General features: G+C 63.9%; 25 protein-coding genes. 16 read left to right on the top strand and 9 right to left on the bottom strand.

Annotated elements, in window-relative coordinates:
* Window positions 1-149: 149 nt before the first annotated feature.
* On the bottom strand, window positions 150-1,184 hold the full coding sequence (gene hemE / locus C7G41_RS26170; RefSeq protein ID WP_106945221.1) for a uroporphyrinogen decarboxylase: 1,035 nt from the start codon (window positions 1,182-1,184) through the stop codon (window positions 150-152).
* A gap of 110 nt (window positions 1,185-1,294) precedes the next feature.
* Here hemE and C7G41_RS26165 point away from each other — a divergent pair, with 110 nt between their 5' ends.
* Together C7G41_RS26165 and C7G41_RS26160 are read left to right on the top strand one after the other, a co-directional pair.
* Window positions 1,295-1,510, top strand: coding sequence for a hypothetical protein (locus tag C7G41_RS26165; RefSeq protein ID WP_106945220.1), 216 nt, complete (start codon window positions 1,295-1,297; stop codon window positions 1,508-1,510).
* A gap of 171 nt (window positions 1,511-1,681) precedes the next feature.
* The gene (locus tag C7G41_RS26160; RefSeq protein WP_106945219.1) at window positions 1,682-3,586 is read left to right on the top strand and encodes a diguanylate cyclase; all 1,905 of its coding nucleotides are present in this window, start codon (window positions 1,682-1,684) and stop codon (window positions 3,584-3,586) included.
* A gap of 6 nt (window positions 3,587-3,592) precedes the next feature.
* On the opposite strand, the gene C7G41_RS26155 is transcribed toward C7G41_RS26160, so the two are convergent.
* Window positions 3,593-3,799 carry a SlyX family protein gene (locus C7G41_RS26155; RefSeq protein WP_106945218.1) on the bottom strand — a complete coding sequence of 69 codons (207 nt, stop codon included), beginning with the start codon at window positions 3,797-3,799 and terminating at the stop codon, window positions 3,593-3,595.
* Window positions 3,800-4,567 carry a rhodanese-related sulfurtransferase gene (locus C7G41_RS26150; RefSeq protein WP_106945217.1) on the bottom strand — a complete coding sequence of 256 codons (768 nt, stop codon included), beginning with the start codon at window positions 4,565-4,567 and terminating at the stop codon, window positions 3,800-3,802.
* 184 nt (window positions 4,568-4,751) lie between these two features.
* Here C7G41_RS26150 and ggt point away from each other — a divergent pair, with 184 nt between their 5' ends.
* Window positions 4,752-6,338: a gamma-glutamyltransferase gene (gene ggt / locus C7G41_RS26145; RefSeq protein WP_106945216.1), complete on the top strand. Its 1,587-nt coding sequence runs from the start codon at window positions 4,752-4,754 to the stop codon at window positions 6,336-6,338.
* A gap of 86 nt (window positions 6,339-6,424) precedes the next feature.
* Window positions 6,425-6,889 (top strand): FKBP-type peptidyl-prolyl cis-trans isomerase, encoded by a 465-nt coding sequence (locus tag C7G41_RS26140; protein ID WP_106945215.1) that lies wholly within the window; start codon window positions 6,425-6,427, stop codon window positions 6,887-6,889.
* 74 nt (window positions 6,890-6,963) lie between these two features.
* On the opposite strand, the gene C7G41_RS26135 is transcribed toward C7G41_RS26140, so the two are convergent.
* Window positions 6,964-7,182 (bottom strand): CsbD family protein, encoded by a 219-nt coding sequence (locus C7G41_RS26135; protein ID WP_106945214.1) that lies wholly within the window; start codon window positions 7,180-7,182, stop codon window positions 6,964-6,966.
* Window positions 7,183-7,308: 126 nt separating this feature from the next.
* On the opposite strand from C7G41_RS26135, the gene C7G41_RS26130 reads away from it, so the two are divergent.
* The 3 genes from C7G41_RS26130 to C7G41_RS26120 all read left to right on the top strand — a co-directional run bounded on the left by C7G41_RS26130 (window position 7,309) and on the right by C7G41_RS26120 (window position 8,914).
* A complete protein-coding gene (locus tag C7G41_RS26130; RefSeq protein ID WP_007606929.1) occupies window positions 7,309-7,821 on the top strand; it encodes a cupin domain-containing protein in 513 nt (170 codons plus the stop codon).
* A 133-nt stretch (window positions 7,822-7,954) separates the two neighbouring features.
* Window positions 7,955-8,383 (top strand): VOC family protein, encoded by a 429-nt coding sequence (locus C7G41_RS26125; protein WP_106945213.1) that lies wholly within the window; start codon window positions 7,955-7,957, stop codon window positions 8,381-8,383.
* A 42-nt stretch (window positions 8,384-8,425) separates the two neighbouring features.
* Window positions 8,426-8,914: a VOC family protein gene (locus C7G41_RS26120; protein WP_106945212.1), complete on the top strand. Its 489-nt coding sequence runs from the start codon at window positions 8,426-8,428 to the stop codon at window positions 8,912-8,914.
* A 142-nt stretch (window positions 8,915-9,056) separates the two neighbouring features.
* Here the strand turns inward: C7G41_RS26120 and C7G41_RS26115 are convergent, their stop codons facing one another.
* Both C7G41_RS26115 and C7G41_RS26110 read right to left on the bottom strand, forming a co-directional pair.
* Window positions 9,057-10,211, bottom strand: a complete 1,155-nt coding sequence (locus C7G41_RS26115; protein WP_199198612.1) for a hypothetical protein — start codon at window positions 10,209-10,211, stop codon at window positions 9,057-9,059.
* A gap of 2 nt (window positions 10,212-10,213) precedes the next feature.
* Window positions 10,214-10,915, bottom strand: coding sequence for a FecR domain-containing protein (locus C7G41_RS26110; RefSeq protein WP_106945210.1), 702 nt, complete (start codon window positions 10,913-10,915; stop codon window positions 10,214-10,216).
* A gap of 51 nt (window positions 10,916-10,966) precedes the next feature.
* Here C7G41_RS26110 and C7G41_RS26105 point away from each other — a divergent pair, with 51 nt between their 5' ends.
* Entirely contained in the window at window positions 10,967-12,397 is a 1,431-nt protein-coding gene (locus C7G41_RS26105) for a phospholipid carrier-dependent glycosyltransferase (protein WP_106945209.1), read from the top strand.
* A gap of 57 nt (window positions 12,398-12,454) precedes the next feature.
* Here the strand turns inward: C7G41_RS26105 and C7G41_RS26100 are convergent, their stop codons facing one another.
* Window positions 12,455-13,096, bottom strand: a complete 642-nt coding sequence (locus C7G41_RS26100; RefSeq protein WP_106945208.1) for an OmpA family protein — start codon at window positions 13,094-13,096, stop codon at window positions 12,455-12,457.
* 506 nt (window positions 13,097-13,602) lie between these two features.
* Between C7G41_RS26100 and C7G41_RS26095 the strand changes: the two genes are divergently transcribed.
* The 4 genes from C7G41_RS26095 (at window position 13,603) to C7G41_RS26080 (ending at window position 16,980) form a co-directional block, all read left to right on the top strand.
* The gene (locus tag C7G41_RS26095) at window positions 13,603-13,848 is read left to right on the top strand and encodes a hypothetical protein (protein ID WP_106945207.1); all 246 of its coding nucleotides are present in this window, start codon (window positions 13,603-13,605) and stop codon (window positions 13,846-13,848) included.
* Between the two features lie 120 nt (window positions 13,849-13,968).
* Window positions 13,969-14,223, top strand: coding sequence for a hypothetical protein (locus tag C7G41_RS26090; RefSeq protein ID WP_106945206.1), 255 nt, complete (start codon window positions 13,969-13,971; stop codon window positions 14,221-14,223).
* 115 nt (window positions 14,224-14,338) lie between these two features.
* Window positions 14,339-15,502 carry a winged helix-turn-helix domain-containing protein gene (locus tag C7G41_RS26085; RefSeq protein ID WP_106945205.1) on the top strand — a complete coding sequence of 388 codons (1,164 nt, stop codon included), beginning with the start codon at window positions 14,339-14,341 and terminating at the stop codon, window positions 15,500-15,502.
* A 146-nt stretch (window positions 15,503-15,648) separates the two neighbouring features.
* Window positions 15,649-16,980 (top strand): MFS transporter, encoded by a 1,332-nt coding sequence (locus C7G41_RS26080; RefSeq protein ID WP_106945204.1) that lies wholly within the window; start codon window positions 15,649-15,651, stop codon window positions 16,978-16,980.
* A gap of 70 nt (window positions 16,981-17,050) precedes the next feature.
* On the opposite strand, the gene C7G41_RS26075 is transcribed toward C7G41_RS26080, so the two are convergent.
* Window positions 17,051-17,404 (bottom strand): type II toxin-antitoxin system PemK/MazF family toxin, encoded by a 354-nt coding sequence (locus C7G41_RS26075; protein ID WP_106945230.1) that lies wholly within the window; start codon window positions 17,402-17,404, stop codon window positions 17,051-17,053.
* Between the two features lie 151 nt (window positions 17,405-17,555).
* On the bottom strand, window positions 17,556-17,786 hold the full coding sequence (locus tag C7G41_RS26070; protein ID WP_106945203.1) for an antitoxin MazE family protein: 231 nt from the start codon (window positions 17,784-17,786) through the stop codon (window positions 17,556-17,558).
* Window positions 17,787-17,957: 171 nt separating this feature from the next.
* Here C7G41_RS26070 and C7G41_RS26065 point away from each other — a divergent pair, with 171 nt between their 5' ends.
* The 4 genes from C7G41_RS26065 to C7G41_RS26050 all read left to right on the top strand — a co-directional run bounded on the left by C7G41_RS26065 (window position 17,958) and on the right by C7G41_RS26050 (window position 23,816).
* A complete protein-coding gene (locus C7G41_RS26065; RefSeq protein WP_106945202.1) occupies window positions 17,958-19,064 on the top strand; it encodes an efflux RND transporter periplasmic adaptor subunit in 1,107 nt (368 codons plus the stop codon).
* Window positions 19,065-19,243: 179 nt separating this feature from the next.
* The gene (locus C7G41_RS26060) at window positions 19,244-22,381 is read left to right on the top strand and encodes an efflux RND transporter permease subunit (protein ID WP_106945201.1); all 3,138 of its coding nucleotides are present in this window, start codon (window positions 19,244-19,246) and stop codon (window positions 22,379-22,381) included.
* 35 nt (window positions 22,382-22,416) lie between these two features.
* Complete coding sequence (locus C7G41_RS26055; protein WP_106945200.1) at window positions 22,417-23,016, top strand: TetR/AcrR family transcriptional regulator; 600 nt, start codon at window positions 22,417-22,419, stop codon at window positions 23,014-23,016.
* A 176-nt stretch (window positions 23,017-23,192) separates the two neighbouring features.
* On the top strand, window positions 23,193-23,816 hold the full coding sequence (locus C7G41_RS26050; protein ID WP_027516354.1) for a flavin reductase family protein: 624 nt from the start codon (window positions 23,193-23,195) through the stop codon (window positions 23,814-23,816).
* Window positions 23,817-23,826: the final 10 nt, after the last annotated feature.

Genomic DNA, 23,826 nt, shown 5'->3' with positions numbered 1-23,826 from the left:
CGAGCTCGCCTGGCTACTCGCTGCCCATCTGAGGCTCTTAACTCGCCGCTTGGCCAGACCTTGAAGACGTCTACGCTTTTTGAGTCAGGCTCTGAGGAGCGCGCTCTTGCGCGCGTCTCGAAGGATGGCCGCAAAAGAGGTGCTGACCTCTACCCCCGAACCCGCTTCAGCATCTGCTCGACATGGGCGATCGGCGTCTCAGGCTGGATGCCGTGGCCGAGATTGAAGATGAACCGCCCTTGCGCGAAATTCGCCAGCGTATTGTCGACCGCGCGGTCGAGCGCGGCGCCGCCTGTGATCAGCACCAGCGGATCGAGATTGCCCTGCACCGCGACTTTGCTTTGCACGCGCTCGCGGATGAAGGCCGGCTCCGCGGTCCAGTCGATGCTGACGGCGTTGACACCGGTCGCCTCGACGAAGCCGGGCAATTGCGCGCCGGCGCCGCGCGGAAAGCCGATGATCTTCGCGTCCGGCACCTTGGCGCGCACCCCTTCGACGATGCGCCGGGTCGGCTCGATCGACCAGCGCGCGAATTCGACGGGTGGCAGCACGCCGGCCCAGGTGTCGAAGATCTGCAAGGCGTTGGCACCGGCCGCAAGCTGCGCCAGCAGATATTCGATCGAGTTCTCGACCAGCACGTCGATGATAGCTGCGAACGCCTCCGGATGCCGGTAGGCCATCATCCGCGCCGGCGCCTGGTCGGGCGTGCCCTGGCCGGCGACCATGTACGTCGCCACCGTCCACGGGGCGCCGCAGAAGCCGATCAGCGCGATCTTGGGATCGAGCGCGCCGCGCACGATTTTGAGCGCCTCGAACACCGGCGCGAGCTTGCCGAAATCGGCTTGCTTCGCCAGCGTCGCGACCTTGGCGGGATCATCCAGCGGCTCGAGCCGCGGACCCTCGCCGACCTCGAAGCGCACCGAACGTCCGAGCGCATAGGGGATCACCAGGATGTCGGAGAAGATGATGGCCGCATCGAAGCCGAACCTCCGGATCGGTTGCAGCGTCACCTCGGCGGCAAGTTCCGGGTTGAAGCAGAGATCGAGGAAGCCGCCGGCCTTGGCGCGCACCTCGCGATATTCCGGCAGGTAACGGCCGGCCTGCCGCATCATCCAGACCGGCGGAATGACCTGCCGCTGGCCGGAGAGGACGTCGATGAAGGGTTTTGTCGCAGACTGGGGCACGAACGGTCCTGAAGATGGTTAGGGCTCCTGATACACCGCCCCGGCCGGAAGCGGAACAGGGGAACCAAGCGCAATTGGACCGCGTTGACCAGCCAACGGAGGACGAGACCATGGCTGAGACATTCAACCCCGCGCCGCATGACAAGCACGCCGACGATCTGCACGAAGCGCTCGCTGCCGACCGCCACGCCAAGCTCGACGCCGGGCTGAAAGATAGCTTTCCGGCTTCCGATCCCGTGAGCGCCGCCCAGCCGACGCCCTCGAAGGCCGATGCGGATGCCGACAATCCCTCGCTCTGGGACAAGGTTAAGGCCATCTTCAGCTAGCGGCGGGTGCGCCGGATTCCGATAGGTTTGCTAATGCCTTGTTAGCGATGCGCTGATTCCGGCGTCCGTACGACTACGGAAAACCGGGGTCATCACTGCATATTTCTCCCGGCGTTTCAGAGTTCAATAACAGAAGCAGCAGAGTTTCCGATCTTCGGAGAATTCTGCTGCATGAGTGCTGTGACCCAAAGAGCCGGATGGAGCCGCCTGCCGCTGCGGGCGGCTGCGTTCGTCGCGCTGACCTGCGTGGCCATCCTCGGCGTCAGCGGGTGGCGGGAATGGGCGGCGCGCGATGCGGTGCTCAAGGGCGCCGAGGCAGAGATGGCGAACGTTGCGCGCTCGCTGACGCAGCATGCCGAGGACAGCCTCGATCTCCTGGATTCAGGCGTCGTCGGCGTCGTCAGCCGGCTCGAGATGGACGGCGCCGAGCCGGCCACGATCGTCAAGCTCCGAACTCTGCTGGAGGCGCGCAAGAAGGCGATAGAGCGCATCCACAGCCTCGCTATCATCGACGACCGCGGCAACTGGTTGACCTCGCCCGGCACGATTGGCTCGACGCTCAACGACGACGCGTTCTTCCGTTATCACCAGCTCTCGCCGAAACGGGAGCCCCATGTCGGCCGGCCCGTGAAGAGCCTGCTCGACGGCGAGTGGGTCGTCACCCTGTCCCGCCGTTTCAACAAGCTGGACGGCAGCTTCGGCGGCGTGGTGCTCGCGACCATCAGCTCGGGATATCTCTCGCATTTCTACGAACAGTTCGAGATCGGCCGCAACAGCTCGGTGGCGTTGACGCACGGCGACGGCCTGATCATCGCGCGCAACCCGAGCAACGACAGGTTCGTCGGCCGCAGCGTTGCCGATACGCCGCTGTTCCGCGACGCTGGCCTGCAGCGGCCGGGCGGCGCCTATCATTTCAAGTCGCCGCTCGACGGCGCCGAACGCGTCAGCTTCTTCAAACGCTCTGGCCGCTATCCGCTCGTCCTGCTCGCCACCGTCGATAAGGCCGAACTGCTGGCGCCCTGGCGCTCTGCGGCGATATCCCGCATGCTCTACGTGCTCGCGCTGGTCATGCTGATCGCGATCATCGGTGCTGTGCTGGTGCGGCAGCTGCAGTGGGGCCAGAGCATGGCGGCCGCGCTGGTCGAGAAGGAAGCGCATTTCCGACTTCTAGCCGAAGGCTCCAGCGATATGGTGACGCGTATCGGGCTCGACGAGCGGCTGCGCTATGTCTCGCCGTCGTCGATCCGCGTCGTCGGCTGGCGCGCCAATCAACTGGTCGGAACGCCCGCGCTCGCCGGCGTTCATGCGGACGACCGGCCGCAGGTCCAGGCTCTCGTTGATGCCATGAAGCGCGGCGAGAAGGAGGAGGTACGCGTCACCTATCGCAACGCGCACCGGCAGAATGGCGAAGTCTGGCTCGAATCGACCATGCGGGTGACCCGCAAGGAGAATGGCGGCGTCGACGGCGTGGTCGCGATTTCGCGCGACATTACCGAGCAGAAGAAGCTCGAGACCCGGCTCGAAACGCTCGCGATCGAGGACAGCCTCACCGGGCTTGCCAATCGCCGCCGCTTCGATGAGCGGCTGAAGGAGGAGTGGGCGCGTGCCTATCGCGAGCGCTCCAGCCTCTCTTTGCTGATGATCGACGTCGACCACTTCAAGTCTTACAACGACGAATACGGCCATCCCGCGGGCGATGCCTGTCTCCGGCAGGTGGCGCAGATCATCGCCGCCGAAATGCATCGTTCCGGCGATCTGGCGGCGCGTTACGGCGGCGAGGAGTTCGCCATGCTGCTGCCGAACACCGATGCTGCGGGCTGCGCCCTGATCGGTGACCGGATTCGACGGGCGATCCGCGATGCGGGCCTCGTCCACACCAGCAACCATGCGGCTGGCTGCGTTACCGCTTCGCTCGGCGGTGCTGCCTGCCGGCCGGCGCTGGAGCGCACGGCCGGCGTGGTCTCGCTGATCGAGGCCGCCGACCAGGCGCTCTATGCCGCCAAGGATGCCGGGCGCAACCGGCTGATGATGTCGGGCGAGGTGAGCAACCTCCTGCTCAAGGCGTCCGGTCAGTAATCAAGCTCAATAATGCGGCGGACGCTCATTGGTGGCTCCCGGCGCATTCGCCTCGGCCTCTTGCAGCCGCTCGCCGAGTTCTGCGATCCTCCGCGTCAGCGCGTCGATCTGCTTCCACTGCGCGGTGATGGTCTGGTTCAGCGTCTCGATCGCGTCGTCCTGATAGGCGAGCCGCGTCTCCAACGTGTCGATGCGCTCGCCGAGCGTCTTGATTCATTCGTCACGTGCCGCGTCCTTGTCCCGTTCGCGCAATCCAAATTCTTGCAAACCATGGCCGAGCGCGACACGCTCGTCGAATACGAAGCATTCGCCGCGCCAGCGACTCTGAGCCTCCGGCACCTCTTCCAGATATTTGAGAATGCCTCCCTTGAGGTGATAGACCTCGGCAAAGCCGCGCGCGAGCAGGTGCGCGCTCGCCTTCTCGCAGCGGATGCCGCCGGTGCAGAACATCGCAATTTTGTGGTGTTTGGCGGGATCGAGCTGCTCGGCCGCGAAATCCTTGAACTGGCCAAAGCTCCTGATGCCCGGGTCGACCGCGCCGTCGAACGTCCCCATCGCCACCTCGAAGGCGTTCCTGGTGTCGAGCACCAGCGTGTCGGGCGCTTCGATCAGCGCGTTCCATTCGGCCGCATCGACATAAGTACCGACCTGCCGCGTCGGATCGGCGGCTTCGTCGCCGAGCGTGACGATCTCCTTCTTCAGCCGCACCTTGAGCCGGCCGAACGGCATCGTCTCGGCGGTCGAGAACTTCAGTTCGAGATTGTTCAATCTGCCGCCGAACATATCGCTATGCGCGAGCTCATGGGCGAGCGCGTCGATCGCCTCGCCCGGGCCCGCGACCGTGCCGTTGATGCCCTCCTGCGCGAGCAGCACGCTGCCCTTCAGCGCCAAGCCGGCGCAGAACGCGCGCAGCGGCTCGCGCAGCTCGCGGTAATCAGGCAGGGCGGCGAATTGGTAGAAGGCGGCGACCTTGTAAATCATGGCGCCCGTTTAGCAGGCGCAGCGTGCCCGGAAAACCCGCAACGAGCAGCTCTATTCCCAACGGATGGCAGCCATTTCCCTGGCATGCCAGCATTGCCCCGGCGGTCCGGAATGTGTCATGTAGGCCCGGTTTTCCGAGCCGGCGCGCCGTCCGCGCCAGACGCCCAACGAGAGCAAGAATTCGATGAGAAACTTCCATTTCCCCGGCAGGTCCACGGTCCACGCCACCAACGCGATGGTGGCGACCTCGCATCCGCAGGCGTCGCTCGCCGCGATCGAGGTGCTGCGCGAGGGCGGCACGGCGGTGGACGCGGCCGTCGCGGGCTCGGCCATTCTCGGCGTGATCGAGCCGCAATCGACCGGCATCGGCGGCGACTGCTTTGCGCTGATCCAGCCGCGCGGTGAGGGTAAGATCATCGCCTATAACGGCTCCGGCCGCGCCCCGAAGGCGGCGAACGCCGACTGGTATCTCGAGCGCAAGATCAACTCCGTGCCGCTGACCTCGGCGCATGCAGTCTCGATCCCCGGCGTGATCGACGCCTTTGCGACCGTTTTGCGCGATCACGGCAAGTTCGGCTTCGACCGGCTGCTTCAGCCTGCGATCAAGGCGGCCGAGGAAGGCTACGTCGTCGCCCCTCGCATCGCCTTCGACTGGAAGAACCAGTTCGAGAAGCTGAAGGGTGGCACCAACACGGAGCGGTATCTGTTGCCGCACGGCAAGCCGCCGGTAGCCGGCGACGTCATTCGCCAGGCGGAGCTCGGCAGGACGCTGCGGGCGATCGCCAAGGACGGCCGCGACGCCTTCTACAAGGGCCCGATCGCGGAAGACATGGTGGAGACCCTGCGCGGAATCGGCGGCCTGCATACGCTCGACGATTTCGCTGCGCACACCACCGAGACGACGACGCCGATCGGCACCATGTACAAGGGCTATGACGTCTGGCAGTGCCCGCCGAACGGACCCGGCCTCACCATGCTGCTGATGTTGAACATCCTGTCGCGGTTCGACCTGACGAAATACGCGCCGCTCAGCATCGAGCGCTTCCACCTCGAAGCCGAGGCCGCGCGCATCGCCTACATGCACCGCGAGCTGCATGTCGCAGATCCCGAGCATATGCAGATCGAGGTCGCCAAGATCCTCGCCAAGGAATATTGCAACGAGCACATCGACAAGATCCGCATGGACGGCATGCTCGACCTGCCGAACGTCGCGCCGCCGATGAACCCCTCGACCATCTACATCACCGTCGTGGACAAGGACCGCAACGTCTGCTCGTTCATCAACTCGGTCGCGCATTCCTTCGGCTCCGCCATCGTCTCGAACAAGACCGGCATCCTGCTCCAGAATCGCGCGGGCGGCTTCCGCATCCAGCCTGGCCACCCGAATTGCATCGCCGGAGGCAAGCGCCCGCTGCACACGATCATGCCGAGCCTGCTCACCAAGGGCGGCCGCTCGGTGATGCCGTTCGCGGTAATGGGCGGACAGTATCAGCCAGTTGGCCAGACCCATGTCGTGACCAACATTCTCGATTATGGCTGCGACGTGCAGGAGGCGATCGATATGCCGCGCGGCCTGCACTACGAAGGCCAGTACCAGCTCGAGGACAGCGTGCCGGCCGATATCGTCGAAGGCCTGAAGAAACTCGGCCACAAGACCTCCAGCGTCGTCGGTCCGCTCGGCGGCGCGCAGGCGATCTGGATCGACTGGGACAAGGGCACGCTCACCGGCGGTTCCGATCCGCGCAAGGACGGTTGCGCGCTGGGTTATTGATCGAGGCCGAGAATTGCCAACGTTCCGGCTGGAAACCACACCCTCGTTGCGCTAGACACCTCCCGCCTCAAACGGAAGGTGTCTTAATGCAGCGTTTCCAGCGCGTGCTCCTCGCCATCATGTCGGCACTCGCGATCACCGTGATCGCCGGCGTGTCCGATTTCGTTTCCACCACGGCCTCGGCCCAGACCGCAGGGAAGACCATGACCACAGCTTCAGGTTTGCAGATCACCGACAGCGTCGCCGGCACCGGCGCTTCGCCCAAGCCCGGCCAGATCTGCGTGATGCACTACACCGGCTGGCTCTACGAGAACGGCCAGAAGGGCAAGAAATTCGACTCGTCGGTCGACCGCAACGAGCCGTTCGAATTCCCGATCGGCAAGGGCCGCGTCATCGCCGGATGGGACGAGGGGGTTGCCTCCATGAAGGTCGGCGGCAAGCGTACGCTGATCATTCCACCGCAACTCGGCTATGGCGCCCGCGGTGCAGGCGGCGTGATCCCGCCGAACGCGACGCTGATGTTCGACGTGGAATTGCTCGGGGTGAAGTAAGCCCACAAACAAAAGACCGGCCTCTCGGCCGGTCTTTCGCTTTCAGTCTCGTTTTTGTCTCAATGCTGGACGTACTATTCCGTCGCGCGCTTGGCCGCAGCGGCGGCGCGATCAACCGCCTCCTTCGCGGCGTCCTTGGCATCGCCCATGGCCTGCTGGCCCTTGCCCTTCACTTCCTGGACCACACCTTCACCCTTCAGGCGCTCGGACCCGGTGGCTTCACCGATGCCCTGCTTGGCCTTGCCCATTGCCTCGTTTGCGGTGCCCTTGATCTTGTCGGTCGTGCTACCCATGAAACTCTCCTGCGGTTTGCTCGCCAGGACAACGTCCGACGGCTATGAGGGTTCCGTTTTTGTTATGGCTCGATGTCGCAGCTTTGGGTTAGTTTGCCGCACGCGGAACAACAGAAAGCAACTCTCATGACCGGCCATGACCATTCGCATTCCCACCATGACCACGATCACGACGATCGCTGGAAACATGACGGCGTGCGCGTCATTCCCGGCAACCAGCTCGATACCAACGTGCCGTCGACCGCGGGCATGGACCGCGCGGCTGCGATCAATTTCGCGCGCGTCGGAGCGCAGAAATTGTGGGCGGGCACGGTCAGCATCAAGCCCGACGCCAAGACCGGCGCGCACCACCACGGCCATCTTGAAAGCGTGATCTACGTCGTGAAGGGCAAGGCGCGGATGCGCTGGGGCGAGAGCCTGCAATTCACTGCGGAAGCCGGCCCCGGCGACTTCATTTTCGTTCCGCCCTATGTGCCGCATCAGGAGATCAACGCCAGCCCGGACGAGGTGCTGGAATGCGTGCTGGTGCGCAGCGACGGCGAGGCGGTGGCGATCAATCTCGACATCGAGCCGGTCGAGAAGCCCGAGACCGTGCTGTGGGTCGATCCCATTCACCGCGATCCGAACGAGAAGAAGTGAGAAGCGCCTGAAAGCCAACGGGTTCTGTGTGACAGAACCTCGCAGGCAAGGGTCCCAAAAAAAGATCCGGCAGCCGTGTCGGATCGCCGCCTGGCCATCCGTCCTTGGGCAGTACCCCGCCCAAGGAGCTCCGATGCCCAGGATGATTTTCGTCAATCTGCCCGTGACCGACCTCAAGCGCGCCACCGCCTTTTACGAGGCAGTCGGTGCGACCAGGAACCCGCAATTCAGCGACGACACGGCGAGCTGCATGGTTTTTTCCGAGACCATCCACGCGATGCTGACGACCCACGACAAATTCCGTCAGTTCACGCCGAAGCCGATCTCGGATGCAAAGACCTCAAACCAGGCGCTGTTCTGCCTGTCCGCCGACAGCCGAACCGAGGTCGACGATATCGTCAGCAGGGCCGCGGCCGCAGGCGGGGTGGCCGATCCCAGCCCGAAGGACGAATACAGCTTCATGTACGGCCGCAGCTTCGAGGATCCGGACGGCCACATGTGGGGCGTGAACTGGATGGACATGGCAGCCTTCGCGGCGCAGTCCGAGATGGCGAACGCCTGATCCAAACCCACAACAGCAAGAAACCGAAGAGGAGCATTCAAGATGTCCAAGGTCGTTCCCTGCATGTGGTTCAGCGGCGATGCCGAGGACGCCGCGAAATTCTACGTCTCGCTCGTTCCGAATTCGGCGATCACGCATGTTCAGTGCAACGTTTCAGATGGCCCGTCCGGCAGGGAAGGCTCCGTGCTGGTCGTCGAGTTCACGGTGGCGGGACAGCCCCTGGTCGCCCTCAACGGCGGCATGAAGATGGAATACACCCACGCGATCTCGCTGATGATCCATTGCGACGATCAGGCCCAGGTCGACAGCGTCTGGAGTGCCTTCCTGGCCCATGGCGGCAAGGAAGAGCAGTGCGGCTGGCTCAGGGATCGTTGGGGCGTGGCCTGGCAGGTGGTGCCGAAGGTGATGTTCGAATTCCTCTCGAGCCCCGACAAGGCGGCCGCCGCACGCGCAATGCAGGCCATGATGAAGATGGTGAAGCTGGACGTGGAGGCGCTGCGGCGGGCGTTCGAAGGGGAGTCGGCGGCGTGAACATACTCACTGTCATCGCCCGGCTTGACCGGGCGATCCAGTACGCCGAGACGGTCGTTGGTCAATCGATAGGCCGCGGTGTACTGGATGCCCCGGTCGAGCCGGGGCATGACAGCGGGAATTTGAGGCGAAGGCCCCGCCGCTAGTAATTGATCCGCAGCCCCACGCCGCCGTGGATGGTGTTACCCACCGGCTGCGGGCCGAGCGTGCCGTTGGCGAACAGGTCCACGATCCAGCCCTTCTGCACGCGGAAGCCGAGCCGGCCGCCATATTCGAACCAGCCTTGCTTGCCCATGGTCGGCACCACCACGCCGTCGCCGGTCACGGTGGCGACGATGCCGCTATGGCCAGCGAATGACTGCACCCAGCCGCCATTGATGTTGGCCTCGATATTGCTGCCGTAGAGATGCGTCCACTGGCCGCCGATCTTGACCAGGCTGGTGCGGTCGGTGCCGGTCGCGATGCTGGCGTCGAACGGATTGAACGCCACTGCGCTGTCCGTATAGCCCGAGACGCGCTGCCAGAGCTGCCAGACTTCGATCGAGGCGGCGACCTCGTCGCGGGGCGACACGCGGCTTATCCAGCCGGCGCGGCCGTAGACGGCGTAGTTCGCGGCGTTGGTCGAACTAGTGACGCTCACCGGGCCGAGGCTGGTGTTGTAGCTGCGGGTGTAACGCGCCTTCTCCCACGGCGTCAGGATCGTGCCGACGTCGAAGAACGGGCGCGACGAGCCCCAGTCGGTGAAATCATAGCGCAGCGCGAACGCGCCGATCGGCGCGCTGGTGATGTTGTAGCCGCCCTCGCTGTATTGCGTGTAGGCGATGCCGGCGAGCAGCGACAGATTGTTGGTCAGCTCCTTGCGGCCGTGGATGCCCGCCGAGAATGAGCCGGCGGAGCCGAACGCGCTGACGCAGTTGCTGCAATTGACCTGCTCGTTGACGCCGAGCAGCACCGTGCCGAGCACCCGGTTGGTGATCATCTGGTTGAAGCGCTGGTTGGCGAGGCCGCCGATCGAGCCGCCGCTGGAATCCGCGCCGGTTGGCGTTGGCGTCGGGCTCGGCGACGATGACGGATAAGGGCTCGGAGACGATGACGGGTAGGGGCTGGGCGAAGGCGAAGGGCTGTAGGTTGGCGTCGGTGAATATGTCGGCGAAGGGGAGGGCGTCGGCTCTCCGCACTCGGACTCGCAAATCGTGGCGGCTGCCGCCGGAAGGGTATCGACCGCGACAAACGCAAACGTAGCCACGGCGGTCAGCACACTCGCGAGGATGACGCGCCTGACGTTGAATACCTGCATCGTCAGCGTCCGCACAGCATGCCGTCATCATGGATAGCGGGCGTAATGGTCGGCGACGCGTCCGCATATTGGTTGACCGCGCACAGTCCGGCGCTCGCGGCGCAGGTCGCGGCAAAGGTCCAGGGCGGCGTATTGGTCTTACTTATAGAGACCTTGCCGCCGGTCGAGGTGATGATTGCGGTGTCGCCGGGCTGGGTGAGCTGCACGCATTGTTGGCTCGTCGTGCAGACACTAGCGGCTCCGTCCTGCAGCACGACGACCGAGCGGCCGCGCTGGGACAGGATATCGAGTGTGGTGCCGCGCACGCCGATGGTCGCGAGCGGGGTCGTGATCTTGTAGGCGGTCTTCTCGGAATGCCCAGTGACGAAACGGAATGCGCCGGTCGTCATGCGGATTGCGACATCACGATAGCTGTGCTCGTCGTTGAAGACGGTGCGGTCGAGCTTGAGCGTGGCGCTCGGACCGAGCGACAGATTCGTGCTGTCGGCCATCACGAAGCGCGCCGCGCTGCTGGCGCCGGTGCGCACTGTCTCGTCCCGCAGCATGCTGTCGCCGACGCTGATCGGCGTCGTGGCCGCGGCCACGCGAACGACTTCATTCTGGATCACGACGGCTTCACCGACGCGGGTCTGCGCCTGGGCGCAAGGGGCCACGCACAAGGTGGTCGACAACAGCGTGGAGAAAAGCCAGAAACGCAAATTCATTTCGCAACCGATCGATGTGTCCCTGATCGTACCGGATCACGCGCGCTTGCGATGTGGCGGAATTATCACAAGCAGCGCGAGACCTGCGTTATGCTTAGTGACAGTTGCGGCAGAATGCGTTCAATGAAAACCGCGATCTCGATTATTCTCCGCGGTGACGCAAATTTGCCACGCAAAACATCCCCACACACGTCGTTCGACTCGCCCGCGGTTCCGAAGGTGTCGCGGAGCGCAGTGATTGCTGTCGCGATTTTCCTGGTCGCGCATCTCGCACTGCTGATCGGCCTGACGACGCCGGAGAAGTTCGTCTTCGACGAAGTGCACTACGTGCCGGCGGCGCGGCAGATGCTGGCGCCAGCGATGTCGCAACCGATGCTCAATCCGATGCATCCGCCATTGGCGAAGGAGCTGATCGCGCTATCGATCGCGGCCTTCGGCGACACCGCGCTGGGCTGGCGCTATCCCGCGACGTTGTTCGGCGCGCTCGCGATCGTCGCGATCTATCTGTGCGGCCTCGCAATGTTCGCCGCGCAAGGGCCTGCGATCGCCGCCGCCCTGATCGCCGGCTGCAACCAGATGCTGTACGTGCAGGCGCGCATCGCGATGCTCGACATTTTTGCATTCGGCTTCGGCCTGCTCGCGATTGCCGCCTTCATGCACGGTTTTCGAAAGGACCGGCCTCATGCGTTGTTCGCGGCTGCCGGCAGCCTGTTCGGCTGCGCTGCGGCCTGCAAATGGAGCGGCCTGTTTCCGCTCGGAATCTGCATCGTTATCGTCGCGTTGATCCGCCTGATGCAGGGCTGGCACACCCTGTTTGCCGACGCGAAGCCGGGGGATTGGTACCGGCCCGATCTCTGGCCCGACTTCAGATTACATCACGTCGTGCTCTGCTTCGCCGTCCTGCCCGCGGTGACATATCTTGCGGCCTTCGTCCCGCTCTACGGCGTGTCGCTGCCGGATCTGGTCGAGGCGCAGCGCCGGATCTTCGCCGACAACACCACCACTGCCATCGCCGGTCACACTTATATGAGCGCGTGGCCGTCATGGCCGCTGCTCGCGCGCCCGGTGTGGTTCCTGTTCGACAAGGGTGCGGACGACAATGTCTCCGCGATCGTCTTCCTCGGGAATCCCCTGGTGCTGTGGCCGGCGCTGCTCGCGCTCGCCGTCGTGCTGCGCGACTTCGTCGTCGCGCGTCGCCGGGATGCCTTCCTGATCGCGGCCTTCTATTTCGGGTCGTGGCTCGCCTGGGCGTTGCTGCCGCGGACGCTCGCCTTCATATATTACTATCTGCCGGCCGCGACCGTGGCGTCGCTCGCGCTGGTCTACGTGCTGCGCCGGGACGGTCTGCCACGCTGGCTGTTGTGGGCTTATGTCGCGGTCGCGGCGGCAGGCTTTGCCGCCATGCTGCCGATCTCGGCGGCCTTCGTCGGCACATCGATGCAGCTCTTCAACCGGCTGATGCTCTTCCAAAGCTGGATATGATGACGCCGCCCGCCGGGAGAACGGCAGGCGGCGTCTTTATGGGTGATGACCTGTGACTTACTTCGACGCGGTCTGGGTGTCCATGTTCACGACCTGGACGCGGCGGTTGATCGGGTCGGCGCCGTTGGCGGCGTCCTTCAGCTTGGTCTTGCCGTAGCCGACGGTGACGAGATCGGTGCCGGTGAGGCCGTAGTTCTGCACCAGGTACTTCTTGATGGTGTCGGCCCGCCGTTCGGAGAGCCCCTGATTGTATCCCTCGGTGCCGACCGCATCGGTGTGGCCGGCGACCACGAAGGTCGAGCCCTTCAGCGAGGGATCGGACAGCGCCTTGCCGAGCGCCTGCACCGACGGCACCGACGTCTTGGCGATGTCGGCCGAATTGTAGTCGAACTGGATCTCCAGATCGATCTTCGGCTTGGTCGCGGCGAGCTCGGCGATCTGCTCGCGCTCGCCCGTCGAGAGCGACCGCGTCGAACGGTTGCGCACGGTGTTCAGGAATGTCGATTCCTTGGCCTGCACCGCCGGATCGACCTGCGGACCTGCGGACAGACCGCGGGTCGCCGACTTCGGCTTCAATGCATCCAGGATCTGATTGGTAGAGATATTGCCATCGCCGGCCATAGCCAGGCCGGCCGTCATCGACAGAACTGCCGAAAGGGTAATCGCCTTCAGTGCAAAAAACTTATTGAAACGGGTCATTGTCGTATCCTCGCTGTGACGCCTCATGGCGATTTGATGCTGCGAGCATAGGGAAGGTTCAAAGGTCCTAATGTGATCTCGGTCACGGTGCTTATAACCGCTTCCAGGTCGATCCTAGCGCATTTTGCGGTGTTCGGGGCGCGTGATCGGCGACCTCCGCTCCTGCTCCGGGGACAGGCACGGTCGGACCAATAGCAGCGGTCGCGCTCTCCGCAGCACGGGTTCGAGCGGCGGCCGGGCCCCAGGTGATTCAAATCACGTCGAGCTGTGCAGGCCACCCACGGCGTCGGCGTGAGCCGGCGGGCTCGCGGGAAGCGGCGGGCATCGAACGTCGCAAAGCCGTCGCGGCATGGCCAGCTCGCGGACAAGAAATCGGCCAGATGCGCGCCTAGCAGACCCCGACCGCCACGCACGAGCGAAGGGAGCCGAGTTCCATCAGTGCCGAGGCCAAGTGATTACAGTTCTATCGCAGTGGCCCGCCGGATCGGTCCGTGTCCCTGATCTCCATGCCCATCTACATCGGCGCGGCGATGATCGCGGTGGCGATCCTGCTGTCGACGCTGATCACGGGACTGACCTCCCGCTATGTCGGGCTTGAAGCGCCGACCGACGAGAACATGTGGCTGGTCGATCGTCTCACCGGCAGTGTCTATCGCTGTCAGGCGGAGGAGCGCGGCAAGGCTTCGTGCGAACCCGATGTCGCAACAGGCAGCGTGGGCGACCGGTCCAAAGCCCCGAAAGCTGGCCGCTGAGCCTTCCGCCTTCGCAGCGCAGCAAGAAAATTGTCTTCTCCACGAAACGTCTTCGCCAGAGAATACGTAATTGCGAAGGCCGGCATGACGCCGGTTTCGTTTTACGGAGGAGACTTTTCGATGAAGATCTTGCTCACAGCCACCGCTTTTGTCGCGTTCACCCTTTCCCTTTCACCGGCATCCGCCGCCATGATGGCGTGCACCGGCGATAACATGATGAAATCGACAGCCATGATGATGGGCACGGCCGATACCCCGGCCAAGGTCGCGGCCAACAAGGAAATGGCCATGGCCAATACCGATATGAGCAATGGCAAGATGAAGGGCGGCTGCATGCATTACATGAAGGCGCAGAAAGCCATGATGATGAAATAGGGCCTCGGCCACGCCAGGCGGCCGCGCTGTCAGCAGATGGCAGCGCGGCTTTTCTTTTGCTGAGTCCGGCCCGCTTCTTTCTCCCGGCGCGAATTCCGCTACATTCCCACCCGCAATGTCCCGCGCGCCCAAACCGATTCCACTCACCACGACACAGGCCCGGCAAATCTGGCTTCATGCCCAGCGGCTGGACGAGCGCGCGCCGTTCGGTGACGGCGCGCAAGCCGTCTCGGATGCGGTCGCGCATCTCGGCTATGTGCAGATCGACACCATCAACGTGATCGAGCGCTGCCATCACCATATCCTGTTCAGCCGGATCCCGTCCTACCGCCGCGCCGACCTGCGCCAAGCCCAGAGCGTAGATAGAAGCGTCTTTGAGTATTGGACGCATGCGCTCTCTTACGTGCCGGCCGGTGACTTCCGCTTCTTCCTGCCGGCGATGCGCGAGCACCGCCGCGAGGGGCACAAATGGTTCGCCTCGGTGAAATCTGCCGACATGCGCAAGGTAATGCGGCTGGTGCGCGCCGGCCCGCTGACGATCCGCGACATCGAGGACGACGTGCTCACCGAGAAGGAGCATCTCTGGCAAAGCCGAAAGCCCTCGAAGCGGGCGTTGCAGCTCGCCTTCTATACGGGGGCCGTGACCATCAGCGAGCGCCGGGGCATGCTCAAGACCTATGAGCTGATGACGCGCCATTTCGGCTGGGACAAGCTGCCGAAGCCGGCGTCGGCAAAGGATATTACGGCCTATCTGCTCGATCGCGCGCTGCGATCGCAAGGTGTCGTGAGCCTCGATTCGGTCTGCCATCTCGACGCGCCGCGCAAGACGGCGGTGGCTGGCCTGATCGCCTCGCGCGTCCGCCGTGGCGAGCTCCTGCCCGTTGCCATCGAGGGTGCCGGCAAGCAGGAGCACTGGGCACTGCCGGCTGCGCTCGAGCCGGGCGAGCGCGCGCCACCTGATCTCGTTCACATCCTATCGTCGTTCGATCCGCTGATCATCCAGCGCAAGCGCACCAATCTCATTTTCGGCTACAACCATTTGTTCGAGGCCTATGTGCCGAAAGCCAAACGCAAGCTCGGCTATTTCGCGCTGCCCGTGCTGGTCGGCGACGAGATCGTCGCCGCGCTCGATCTGAAGACCGACCGGCAGGCGAAGAAGCTGCTGATGCAGAAATGGACCTGGGTCGGAGAGGGGAAGAAGACCGCGGGGCGCAAGGAGCTCAAACGGAAGATCGAGGAGGAGCTCGATCGTTTTGAGAAGTTTCAATTGGCTGAGTAGTTGTGCGCGGCGCGGATCACCGATCTCTGTCGTAGCGCAACGTGGTGGCCCGTTGCGCCCATTGCATTGCTTGCTCCATTGACTCTTTTGCGGCGATGCTCAAAACCCCCGATCAGCCCATAAAAGCAACAACCCCGGGGGAAGCCATGAGCCAGACCACGACCTATGCCGGTTCGACCGGCGCAGCCAAGTCGGAAATCGAGACCTCGACGATCCGCGCCATCTCCTGGCGCCTGATCCCGTTCCTGGTGCTGGCCTACTTCTTCTCCTATCTCGACCGCGTCAATCTCGGCTTCGCCGCGCTGACCATGAACGCCGAGCTGAAATTCACGCCGCTGATCTTCTCCTGGGGCGCCGGCATCTTCTTCATCGGCTATTTCATTTTCGAGGTGCCGAGCAATCTGGCGCTGGAGAAGTTCGGCGCCAGCCGCTGGATCGCCCGCATCATGGTGACCTGGGGCATCATCTCGGCGCTGATGGCGCTCACGAGCGGCGTCACGAGCTTCTACGTGCTGCGCTTCCTGCTCGGCGTCGCCGAGGCCGGCTTCTTCCCCGGCATCATCCTCTATCTCACCTATTGGTATCCGGCCGAATATCGCGCCCGCTTCCTTGCGGCCTTCGCCATCGCCGTGCCGGTCTCCACCGTGATCGGCGCGCCGGTCTCGGGCCTGCTGCTCGGGCTCGACGGCGCGATGGGCTTGAAGGGTTGGCAGTGGCTGTTCATCATCGAAGGCATTCCCTCGGTGCTGCTCGGCATCGTCACCTGGTTCTATCTCACCGACAGGCCCGAGAAGGCGGATTGGCTCTCGGCCGAGCAGAAGGCGTGGCTCAAGACCAAGCTCGATTCCGAGATCGCGGCCAAGCAGGCGGTGAAGCATCTGTCGCTGGGCGAGGCGCTGACCTCACCGAAGGTGATCATGCTGAGCCTGGTCTATTTCGGCTTCGTTGGCGCGCTCTACGGCATGCAGTTCTGGCTGCCGCAGATCGTCAAGGCATTCGGCCTCACCAACGCCCAGACCGGCTTCGTCACCGCGATCCCGTATTTGTTCGGCACCATCGCGATGATCCTGTGGGCACGGCATTCCGATGCCACGCGCGAGCGCGTGATGCATGTCGGCGCGCCGTTGCTGCTCACCGCCGCTGCGCTCGGCGTCTCCAGCTATCTCACCGACCCCACTTTGACGATGATCGTGCTGACGGTTGCCGCGATCGGCGTGTTCTGCTGTTTCGGCGTGTTCTGGACCCTGCCGACCGCCTGGCTCTCCGGCACGGCGGCGGCCGGCGGCATCGCCTTGATCAATTCGATCGGCAACCTCGCCGGCTTCGGCGGTCCCTACCTGATCGGCTGGGTCAAGGAAGCCACCGGCCAGACCTCGACCGGCCTGCTCGTGCTCGCGGTGCTGCCGCTGATCGCCGGCATCCTGGTCTTCATCGGCGGCCACGACAGCAAGCACGAGTTCGCCGAACAGGGGCGGTGAGGGGACTGCTATTCCGGGATGGTCCTTCGGACCGTCCTGGAAGGGCGAAGCTGCTGCGGCGCGCGGATCGCTAAGCTGTGCCGCGGGTTTTTTGTGAACCAGCCAGCCCGAGAAACACCAGCATGGCGCGATTGAGGCGCGAGAGATCCTCGTTGTCGAGCCGCCCGATCGGCACGCCCATCTTGGATTTCGGTACCGTGGTGATCTTGTCGACCATTAGGCGGCATGCCACTCGGAGGCCGTTGCGGTCGTTCGGTTCGACCTGCAACCTGAAGAGAGGTGCCTCGGTTTCGGATGTTGTTATTGGGCAAACCGTGATCGATTCCGTTGCGTCAAAATCGTCGTCCTGCACGATGATGACCGGACGGGGTTTCCCCGCGTAGTCCTTTGCGCCTGCTGCTGTCCAGACTTCGCCTCTCTTCATTGGTTCGTGGACCGCCATGCTGGGCACGCTCAGTTGCTCGACCTCCCTCCGTGCCGACGAGTTTCAGGAGGAGCGAGTTTGGGCCAGAGCCTGCTGCGAAACTGTTTCGGGCCTGAGGCCCTGCCGACTAGATCCCTGCGCTGTTCGCAGGCTATTCTGTCTCGCCAGGCCAGTCGGAGATCGCATCGACGAAAGCCTGATCGTCATCCTCGTGCGGGTTCGATGCGACCGCCAGTGACTGGCGATGGGCCTCCGCCTTGAAGGAGGCTGAACGGACATCCGGAACCCAGATCTGGATCGGACGGAGCCCCTGAGCGCGCAGCCGGTCTCGATGCTCGCGGACCTTCGCTCGCGACGACTTTGGCTTAGAAGAGGACGGCATAGGTCGCTCCGTTCGGTTACATGTAACCCTATCAGGAAAAGGGAGCTCCGCCAATTCCAGAGAATTGTTACCACCTCTTAACGATCACGCTTTCCTGATGACTGACGAATATTGACTTTTATCAGTGATTAGTCGACATTCCTCTCATTGCAGCCGAGGGAGTGTCCTCCGATGTTCGTCCGAACGGTTTTGTCCAGCTATTCGAAGCTCTTGGCCGGTGTTTCGCTGGCGCTAGTGGCTGCGGCCCTCGCTGGGTGCAATGACAGCGTCGCTGAAAAGGCCGAGCCGCCGCGGCCGGTTCTCGTCGCCACCGCCCATTATGATGCCGAAAAGCCCGAGCGCAGCTTCGTTGGCACCATCAGGCCGAGGATCGAGAGCGATCTGGGCTTTCGGGTTGCCGGCAAGGTCGCCAAGCGCCTGGTCGAAGTCGGCCAGACCGTCGAGATCGGCCAGCCGCTCGCGATCCTCGATGAGGTCGATCTGAAGCTCCAGGCCGAGCAAGCCGTTGCCGAACAGACCGCTGCGACCGGCGTGCTGGTTCAGGCCGCCGCCGCCGAGCAGCGCGCCAAGGATTTGAAGGCCAAGGGCTGGACCACGGATGCGGCGATGGATTCGAGCCGCGCCGCCGCCGACGAGGCGCGTGCGCGCCTGAACCGGGCCGAGCGCTCGGTCGAATTGACCAAGAATTCCCTTTCCTACGCGACGCTCAACGCCGACGCCCGTGGCGTCGTCACCGCAACGCTGATCGAGCCCGGCCAGGTGGTTTCCGCAGGCCAGACCTCGATCCGTGTCGCCCGCTTTGCCGAAAAGGAAGCGGTCGTCGCGATCCCTGAGACGCTGGTCGGACGTGCCAAATCGGGCGCCGCCAGCGTCACTCTTTGGTCGGAGCCGGGCAAGAAATATACGGCCAGGCTGCGCGAAATCGCACCCACCGCAGATCCCGCCACGCGCACCTATCTCGCCAAGTTCTCGCTGCCCGAGGCCGACGACAAGGTTTCGCTCGGCATGACGGCGACGCTGACGCTGTCGGACGCTGCGACCGAGCGCGTCGCGCGGCTGCCGCTGTCGGCGCTGTTCAACGAAGGCGGCAAGCCGTCCTTCTACGTCGTCGACGACAACGGCGGGATCACGCTGAAGCCGGTCGTGGTGAAGTCCTACGAGAGCAATGACGTCGTCATCACCGGCGGTGTCGAAGAGGGCGCCAAGATCGTCGCCCTCGGTGTGCAGAAGCTCGATCCGGGCCAGAGGGTGCGGATCGTGTCGTCACTGTCCTTTTAAGTCTCGTTTACGAGTTACGTCGTGTGAGGTGAGTTTCGGCCCAAGCGCAAATGCTGGGACTGAAGCGGCGAAGCGATCCAGAACCTGCCCAGCCCCCTGGATTGCTTCGCTGCCTCGCGACGACGCGTTGAGCAGAGTGGCTTTCGTTTTTTGCAACCGGATCATCTTTGGAGAGTGCGATGAAGCGCTTCAATCTTTCGGCCTGGGCCGTCAGCCATCCGACGCTGATCCTGTTCCTGATGCTCATTCTCGGCGTCGCCGGGTTCTTCTCCTATCAGAAGCTCGGCCGCGCCGAGGATCCGTTCTTCACGGTGAAGGTGGTCAACGTCTCCGTGCTCTGGCCGGGCGCGACCGCCCAGGAGATGCAGGCGCAGGTCGCCGATCCCATCGAGAAGAAGATCCAGGAGCTGCCTTACTTCGAGAAGGTGCAGACCTATTCCAAGCCCGGCTTCACCGCGCTCCAGGTCACCTTCCGCGATTCCACGCCGCCGAAGGACGTGCCGTATCTCTTCTATCTGCTGCGCAAGAAGCTGGTCGACGTGCAGGGCCAGCTGCCCTCGGGGATTTTGGGACCCGTCGTCAACGACGAGTTCTCCGACGTCGATTCCATCCTCTACATGATGACCGGCGACGGCGCCGACTACGCCCAGCTGAAGAAGGTCTCGGAGGGTTTCCGTCAGCGCCTTCTGAAGGTGCCGGGCGTGACCAAGGTCGACGTCTACGGCAACCAGGATGAGCGCATCTTCGTCGAGTTCAGCCATGCCAAGCTCGCCACGCTCGGCATCACGCCGCAGGCGCTGTTTGATTCGCTCGCCAAGCAGAACAACGTGACGCCGGCCGGCACGGTCGAGACCTCGTCGCAGCGCGTGCCGCTGCGCGTCACCGGTGCGCTCGACGGCGCCAAGGCCGTCGCCGAAACCCCGGTCGAGAGCAACGGCCGCGTGTTCCGCCTCGGAGACATCGCCACCGTCACCCATGGATACGTCGACCCGCCGAGCTTCATCGTGCGTCAGGAAGGCAAGGCCGCGATCGGCATCGGCGTCGTCACCGCCAAGGGCGCCAACATCCTCGATCTCGGCAAGGAGGTCGAGAAGGCGACGGCCGAATTCATGAAGGCGGTGCCGCAGGGCGTCGACATCAAGCTGATCGCCGACCAGCCCAAGGTGGTCGAGCACGCCGTCAGCGAATTCGTGCACTCCTTCATGGAAGCCCTCGTCATCGTGCTGTTCGTGTCGTTCCTGGCGCTCGGCTGGCGTACCGGCATCGTGGTCGCGCTGTCGGTGCCCCTGGTGCTCGGCATCGTCTTCGTCGTCATGAACACGATGTCGCTCGACCTGCACCGCATCACGCTGGGTGCGCTGATCATCGCGCTCGGCCTCCTGGTGGATGACGCCATCATCGCGGTCGAGATGATGGTGGTGAAGATGGAGCAGGGCTGGGACCGCATGCGTGCGGCGTCCTTTGCCTGGGAATCCACTGCGTTTCCGATGCTCACGGGAACGCTGGTCACGGCCGCTGGCTTCCTCCCCATCGGCTTTGCCAATTCCGCGGTCGGCGAATATGCCGGCAGCATCTTCTGGATCGTGGCGATCGCACTGGTCGCGTCCTGGTTCGTGGCGGTTATCTTCACGCCCTATATCGGCGTCATGCTGCTGCCCAACATCAAGGTGCACCACAATCACGATCCGCACGCGGTCTACGAGACCCGCATGTATCGGGGCCTGCGCGGCATCGTGCAGTGGTGCGTCAACCACCGCATCACCGTGGTGGCCGCGACCGTCGGCGTCTTCATCGCCTCGATCGTCGGCTTCGGCCACGTCCAGCAGCAGTTCTTCCCGCTGTCCGAGCGTCCCGAGCTGTTCCTCCAGCTTCGCCTGCCCGAGGGCACCGCCTTCAACGTCACGGAAAAGGCGGTGAAGAAGGCCGAGACGATGCTCAAGGACGACAAGGACATCGAGACCTATACGGCTTATGTCGGACAGGGCTCGCCGCGCTTCTGGCTCGGCCTCAATCCGCAGCTTCCGAACGAGGCGTTTGCCGAAATCGTCATCGTCGCAAAGGGCGTCGAGGCGCGCGAGCGCATCAAGGCCAAGCTTGAAAACGCCGTTGCCGACGGCGCGCTCAACGAGGCCCGCGTGCGAGTCGACCGCTTCAATTTCGGTCCCCCCGTTGGTTTCCCCGTGCAGTTTCGCGTCATCGGCCCCGATGCCAACAAGGTGCGCGAGATCGCCTACCAGGTCCGCGACGTCATGCGGCAGAACAAGAGCGTCAAGGACGTCCAGCTCGACTGGAACGAGCAGTCGCCTTACCTCAAGCTCGTCGTCGACCAGGATCGCGCCCGCGCCATGGGCCTGACCCCTCAGGACGTGTCGCAGGCGCTGTCGATGCTGATCTCGGGCTCACAGGTGACGACCGTGCGCGACGGCATCGAGAAGGTCGGCGTGGTCGCGCGCGCCGTCTCGTCCGAACGGCTCGACCTCGGCGCCGTCGGCGATCTCACCATCACCTCGCGCAACGGCGTGGCCGTGCCGCTGCAGCAGATCGCCAAGATCGAGTATGCCCACGAGGAGCCGATCATGTGGCGGCGTAACCGCGACATGGCGATCACCGTGCGCTCCGACGTCGTCGATGGCGTGCAGGCCCCCGACGTCACCGGCCAGATCGCGCCGAAGCTGAAGGCGATCAAGGACAACCTCGAGCCGGCCTACCGCATCGAGGCGGGCGGCGCGTTCGAGGAATCGGCCAAGGGCAACGCCTCGATCTTCATTCTCTTCCCGCTGATGGTCATGGTGATGCTGACGCTGCTGATGTTCCAGCTGCAGAGCTTCTCGCGACTGATCCTGGTGTTCCTGACCGCGCCGCTCGGCATCGTCGGCGCCTCCTTCGGGCTCAACATCGCCAACGCCCCGTTCGGCTTCGTGGCGCTGCTCGGCCTGATCGCGCTCGCCGGCATGATCATGCGCAACGCGGTCATCCTGGTCGACCAGATCGAGACCGACGTTTCTCACGGCCTGACGCGCCGCGAGGCGATCGTGGAGGCCACCGTCCGCCGCGCCCGTCCGGTGGTGCTGACGGCGCTTGCCGCCATCCTCGCCATGATCCCGCTGTCGCGCTCGGCGTTCTGGGGGCCGATGGCGATCACCATCATGGGCGGATTGTTCGTTGCCACCTTCCTGACGCTGCTGTACCTGCCGGGCCTTTACGCCCTCTGGTTCCGCAAGAGCCTGGACGAGGCGGGCACCCCCGAGCAGCCTGCCGCGCCGCAGCATGGGAGCGATGACCAGCACGCAATTCCGCTTGCTGAGGCGGCTGAATAAGTGAAGATGAACTGCTGATTGACGAGTCCTGACAGATGACACTGGTTTCGGAACATATCGAAGGCGACACCCGGGATCGTATTCTCGAGGTGGCAGAGCGGCTGTTCCGCCAGATCGGTTATCTCAAGACCACGGTCGGGGACATCGCCAAGGAGCTCAAGATGAGCCCCGCCAACGTCTATCGCTTCTTCGAATCGAAGAAGGCGATTCATCAGGCGGTGGCCCGCTCGCTGATGGGCGAGGTCGAGCTGGAAGCGCAGCGGATCGTGGCGAGGCCCGGTCCGGTACTGCCGCGCTTCCGCGAACTGCTCACCACCATCAACCGCATGAACACCGAGCGCTATGTCGGCGACAACAAGCTGCACGAGATGGTCGAGATCGCGATGCAGGAGGACTGGGACGTCTGCGTCAACCACATGGAGTGCATTGCCGGGGTCATCGGCCAGATGATCGCGCAAGGCGCGGCCTCCGGCGAGTTCGAGGCGCCGGACCTGCAACTGGCCGCGCTGTGCGCCTGCACCGCGATGATGCGCTTTTTCCACCCCCAGATGATCGCCCAGTGCGCCACCAAGCCGGGCCCGACCATCGACCAGATGATCGATTTCGTCATCGCGGGATTGTCCCCGCGGCACTGACGCGGCGACGGATTTCCTCCTATAAGCAGGCTCCCCCCGACCGACCGGCCGGGACGGCCCAGGACGGATCAACACACTCCGTCGTTGCGAGCGCAGCGAAGCAATCCAGACTGTCTCCGTGGAGGGATTCTGGATTGCTTCGCTGCGCTCGCAATGACGATCAAGGAAAAGCCAGCGTGACCGACAAAGACCTGCACTTCTACGAGCCCGCCAAGGGCCACGGCCTCAAGCACGATCCCTTCAACGCCATCGTCGCGCCGCGGCCGATCGGCTGGATTTCGTCGCGCGACACCAAGGGCCACGTCAACCTCGCGCCCTACAGTTTCTTCAACGCGTTCTGCTATGTCCCCCCGATCATCGGCTTCTCCTCCACCAACTGGAAGGATACGGTCGAGAACATCCAGCAGACCGGTGAGTTCGTCTGGAATCTCGCCACCATGGACCTGGCGAGGCACATGAACGCGACTGCGGCGCACGTTGGCCCTGAGGTCGACGAGTTCGAGGTTGCCGGGCTCACCGCCGTGCCCGGCAGGCTCGTCAACGTGCCGCGCGTGGGCGAAAGCCCGGTCGCCTTCGAATGCAAGGTCTCCGACATCGTCCGGCTCAAGGGCGCCGACGGCAAGGAAGCCAATGCCTGGCTGACGCTTGGCGAGGTCGTTGCCGTTCATATCGACAAGGCCATGATCAAGGACGGCGTCTACCAGACCGCCGCCGCCCGCCCGATCGTCCGCGCCGGCCGCAGCGGGGATTATTTCGAGATCAAGCCGGAAAACATGTTCGAGATGGTGCGGCCGGATTAGCCCGGCCGGC

The organism is Bradyrhizobium sp. MOS002, from assembly GCF_003020115.1.
Taxonomy (GTDB): domain Bacteria; phylum Pseudomonadota; class Alphaproteobacteria; order Rhizobiales; family Xanthobacteraceae; genus Bradyrhizobium.
The sequence above is the reverse complement of the archived record's forward strand: the minus strand, read 5'-3'. Positions and strand labels throughout refer to the sequence as shown.

What these genes read in the sequence shown, in the direction of transcription:
- C7G41_RS26165 (WP_106945220.1), top strand. Translation starts at nt 1,295, where the DNA reads ATGGCTGAGACATTCAACCCCGCGCCGCATGACAAGCACGCCGACGAT.
- C7G41_RS26160 (WP_106945219.1), top strand. Translation starts at nt 1,682, where the DNA reads ATGAGTGCTGTGACCCAAAGAGCCGGATGGAGCCGCCTGCCGCTGCGG.
- C7G41_RS26150 (WP_106945217.1), bottom strand. Translation starts at nt 4,567, where the DNA reads ATGATTTACAAGGTCGCCGCCTTCTACCAATTCGCCGCCCTGCCTGAT.
- ggt (WP_106945216.1), top strand. Translation starts at nt 4,752, where the DNA reads ATGAGAAACTTCCATTTCCCCGGCAGGTCCACGGTCCACGCCACCAAC.
- C7G41_RS26140 (WP_106945215.1), top strand. Translation starts at nt 6,425, where the DNA reads ATGCAGCGTTTCCAGCGCGTGCTCCTCGCCATCATGTCGGCACTCGCG.
- C7G41_RS26135 (WP_106945214.1), bottom strand. Translation starts at nt 7,182, where the DNA reads ATGGGTAGCACGACCGACAAGATCAAGGGCACCGCAAACGAGGCAATG.
- C7G41_RS26130 (WP_007606929.1), top strand. Translation starts at nt 7,309, where the DNA reads ATGACCGGCCATGACCATTCGCATTCCCACCATGACCACGATCACGAC.
- C7G41_RS26125 (WP_106945213.1), top strand. Translation starts at nt 7,955, where the DNA reads ATGCCCAGGATGATTTTCGTCAATCTGCCCGTGACCGACCTCAAGCGC.
- C7G41_RS26120 (WP_106945212.1), top strand. Translation starts at nt 8,426, where the DNA reads ATGTCCAAGGTCGTTCCCTGCATGTGGTTCAGCGGCGATGCCGAGGAC.
- C7G41_RS26115 (WP_199198612.1), bottom strand. Translation starts at nt 10,211, where the DNA reads ATGCAGGTATTCAACGTCAGGCGCGTCATCCTCGCGAGTGTGCTGACC.
- C7G41_RS26110 (WP_106945210.1), bottom strand. Translation starts at nt 10,915, where the DNA reads ATGAATTTGCGTTTCTGGCTTTTCTCCACGCTGTTGTCGACCACCTTG.
- C7G41_RS26105 (WP_106945209.1), top strand. Translation starts at nt 10,967, where the DNA reads ATGTGGCGGAATTATCACAAGCAGCGCGAGACCTGCGTTATGCTTAGT.
- C7G41_RS26100 (WP_106945208.1), bottom strand. Translation starts at nt 13,096, where the DNA reads ATGACCCGTTTCAATAAGTTTTTTGCACTGAAGGCGATTACCCTTTCG.
- C7G41_RS26095 (WP_106945207.1), top strand. Translation starts at nt 13,603, where the DNA reads ATGCCCATCTACATCGGCGCGGCGATGATCGCGGTGGCGATCCTGCTG.
- C7G41_RS26090 (WP_106945206.1), top strand. Translation starts at nt 13,969, where the DNA reads ATGAAGATCTTGCTCACAGCCACCGCTTTTGTCGCGTTCACCCTTTCC.
- C7G41_RS26085 (WP_106945205.1), top strand. Translation starts at nt 14,339, where the DNA reads ATGTCCCGCGCGCCCAAACCGATTCCACTCACCACGACACAGGCCCGG.
- C7G41_RS26080 (WP_106945204.1), top strand. Translation starts at nt 15,649, where the DNA reads ATGAGCCAGACCACGACCTATGCCGGTTCGACCGGCGCAGCCAAGTCG.
- C7G41_RS26075 (WP_106945230.1), bottom strand. Translation starts at nt 17,404, where the DNA reads ATGAAGAGAGGCGAAGTCTGGACAGCAGCAGGCGCAAAGGACTACGCG.
- C7G41_RS26070 (WP_106945203.1), bottom strand. Translation starts at nt 17,786, where the DNA reads ATGCCGTCCTCTTCTAAGCCAAAGTCGTCGCGAGCGAAGGTCCGCGAG.
- C7G41_RS26065 (WP_106945202.1), top strand. Translation starts at nt 17,958, where the DNA reads ATGTTCGTCCGAACGGTTTTGTCCAGCTATTCGAAGCTCTTGGCCGGT.
- C7G41_RS26060 (WP_106945201.1), top strand. Translation starts at nt 19,244, where the DNA reads ATGAAGCGCTTCAATCTTTCGGCCTGGGCCGTCAGCCATCCGACGCTG.
- C7G41_RS26055 (WP_106945200.1), top strand. Translation starts at nt 22,417, where the DNA reads ATGACACTGGTTTCGGAACATATCGAAGGCGACACCCGGGATCGTATT.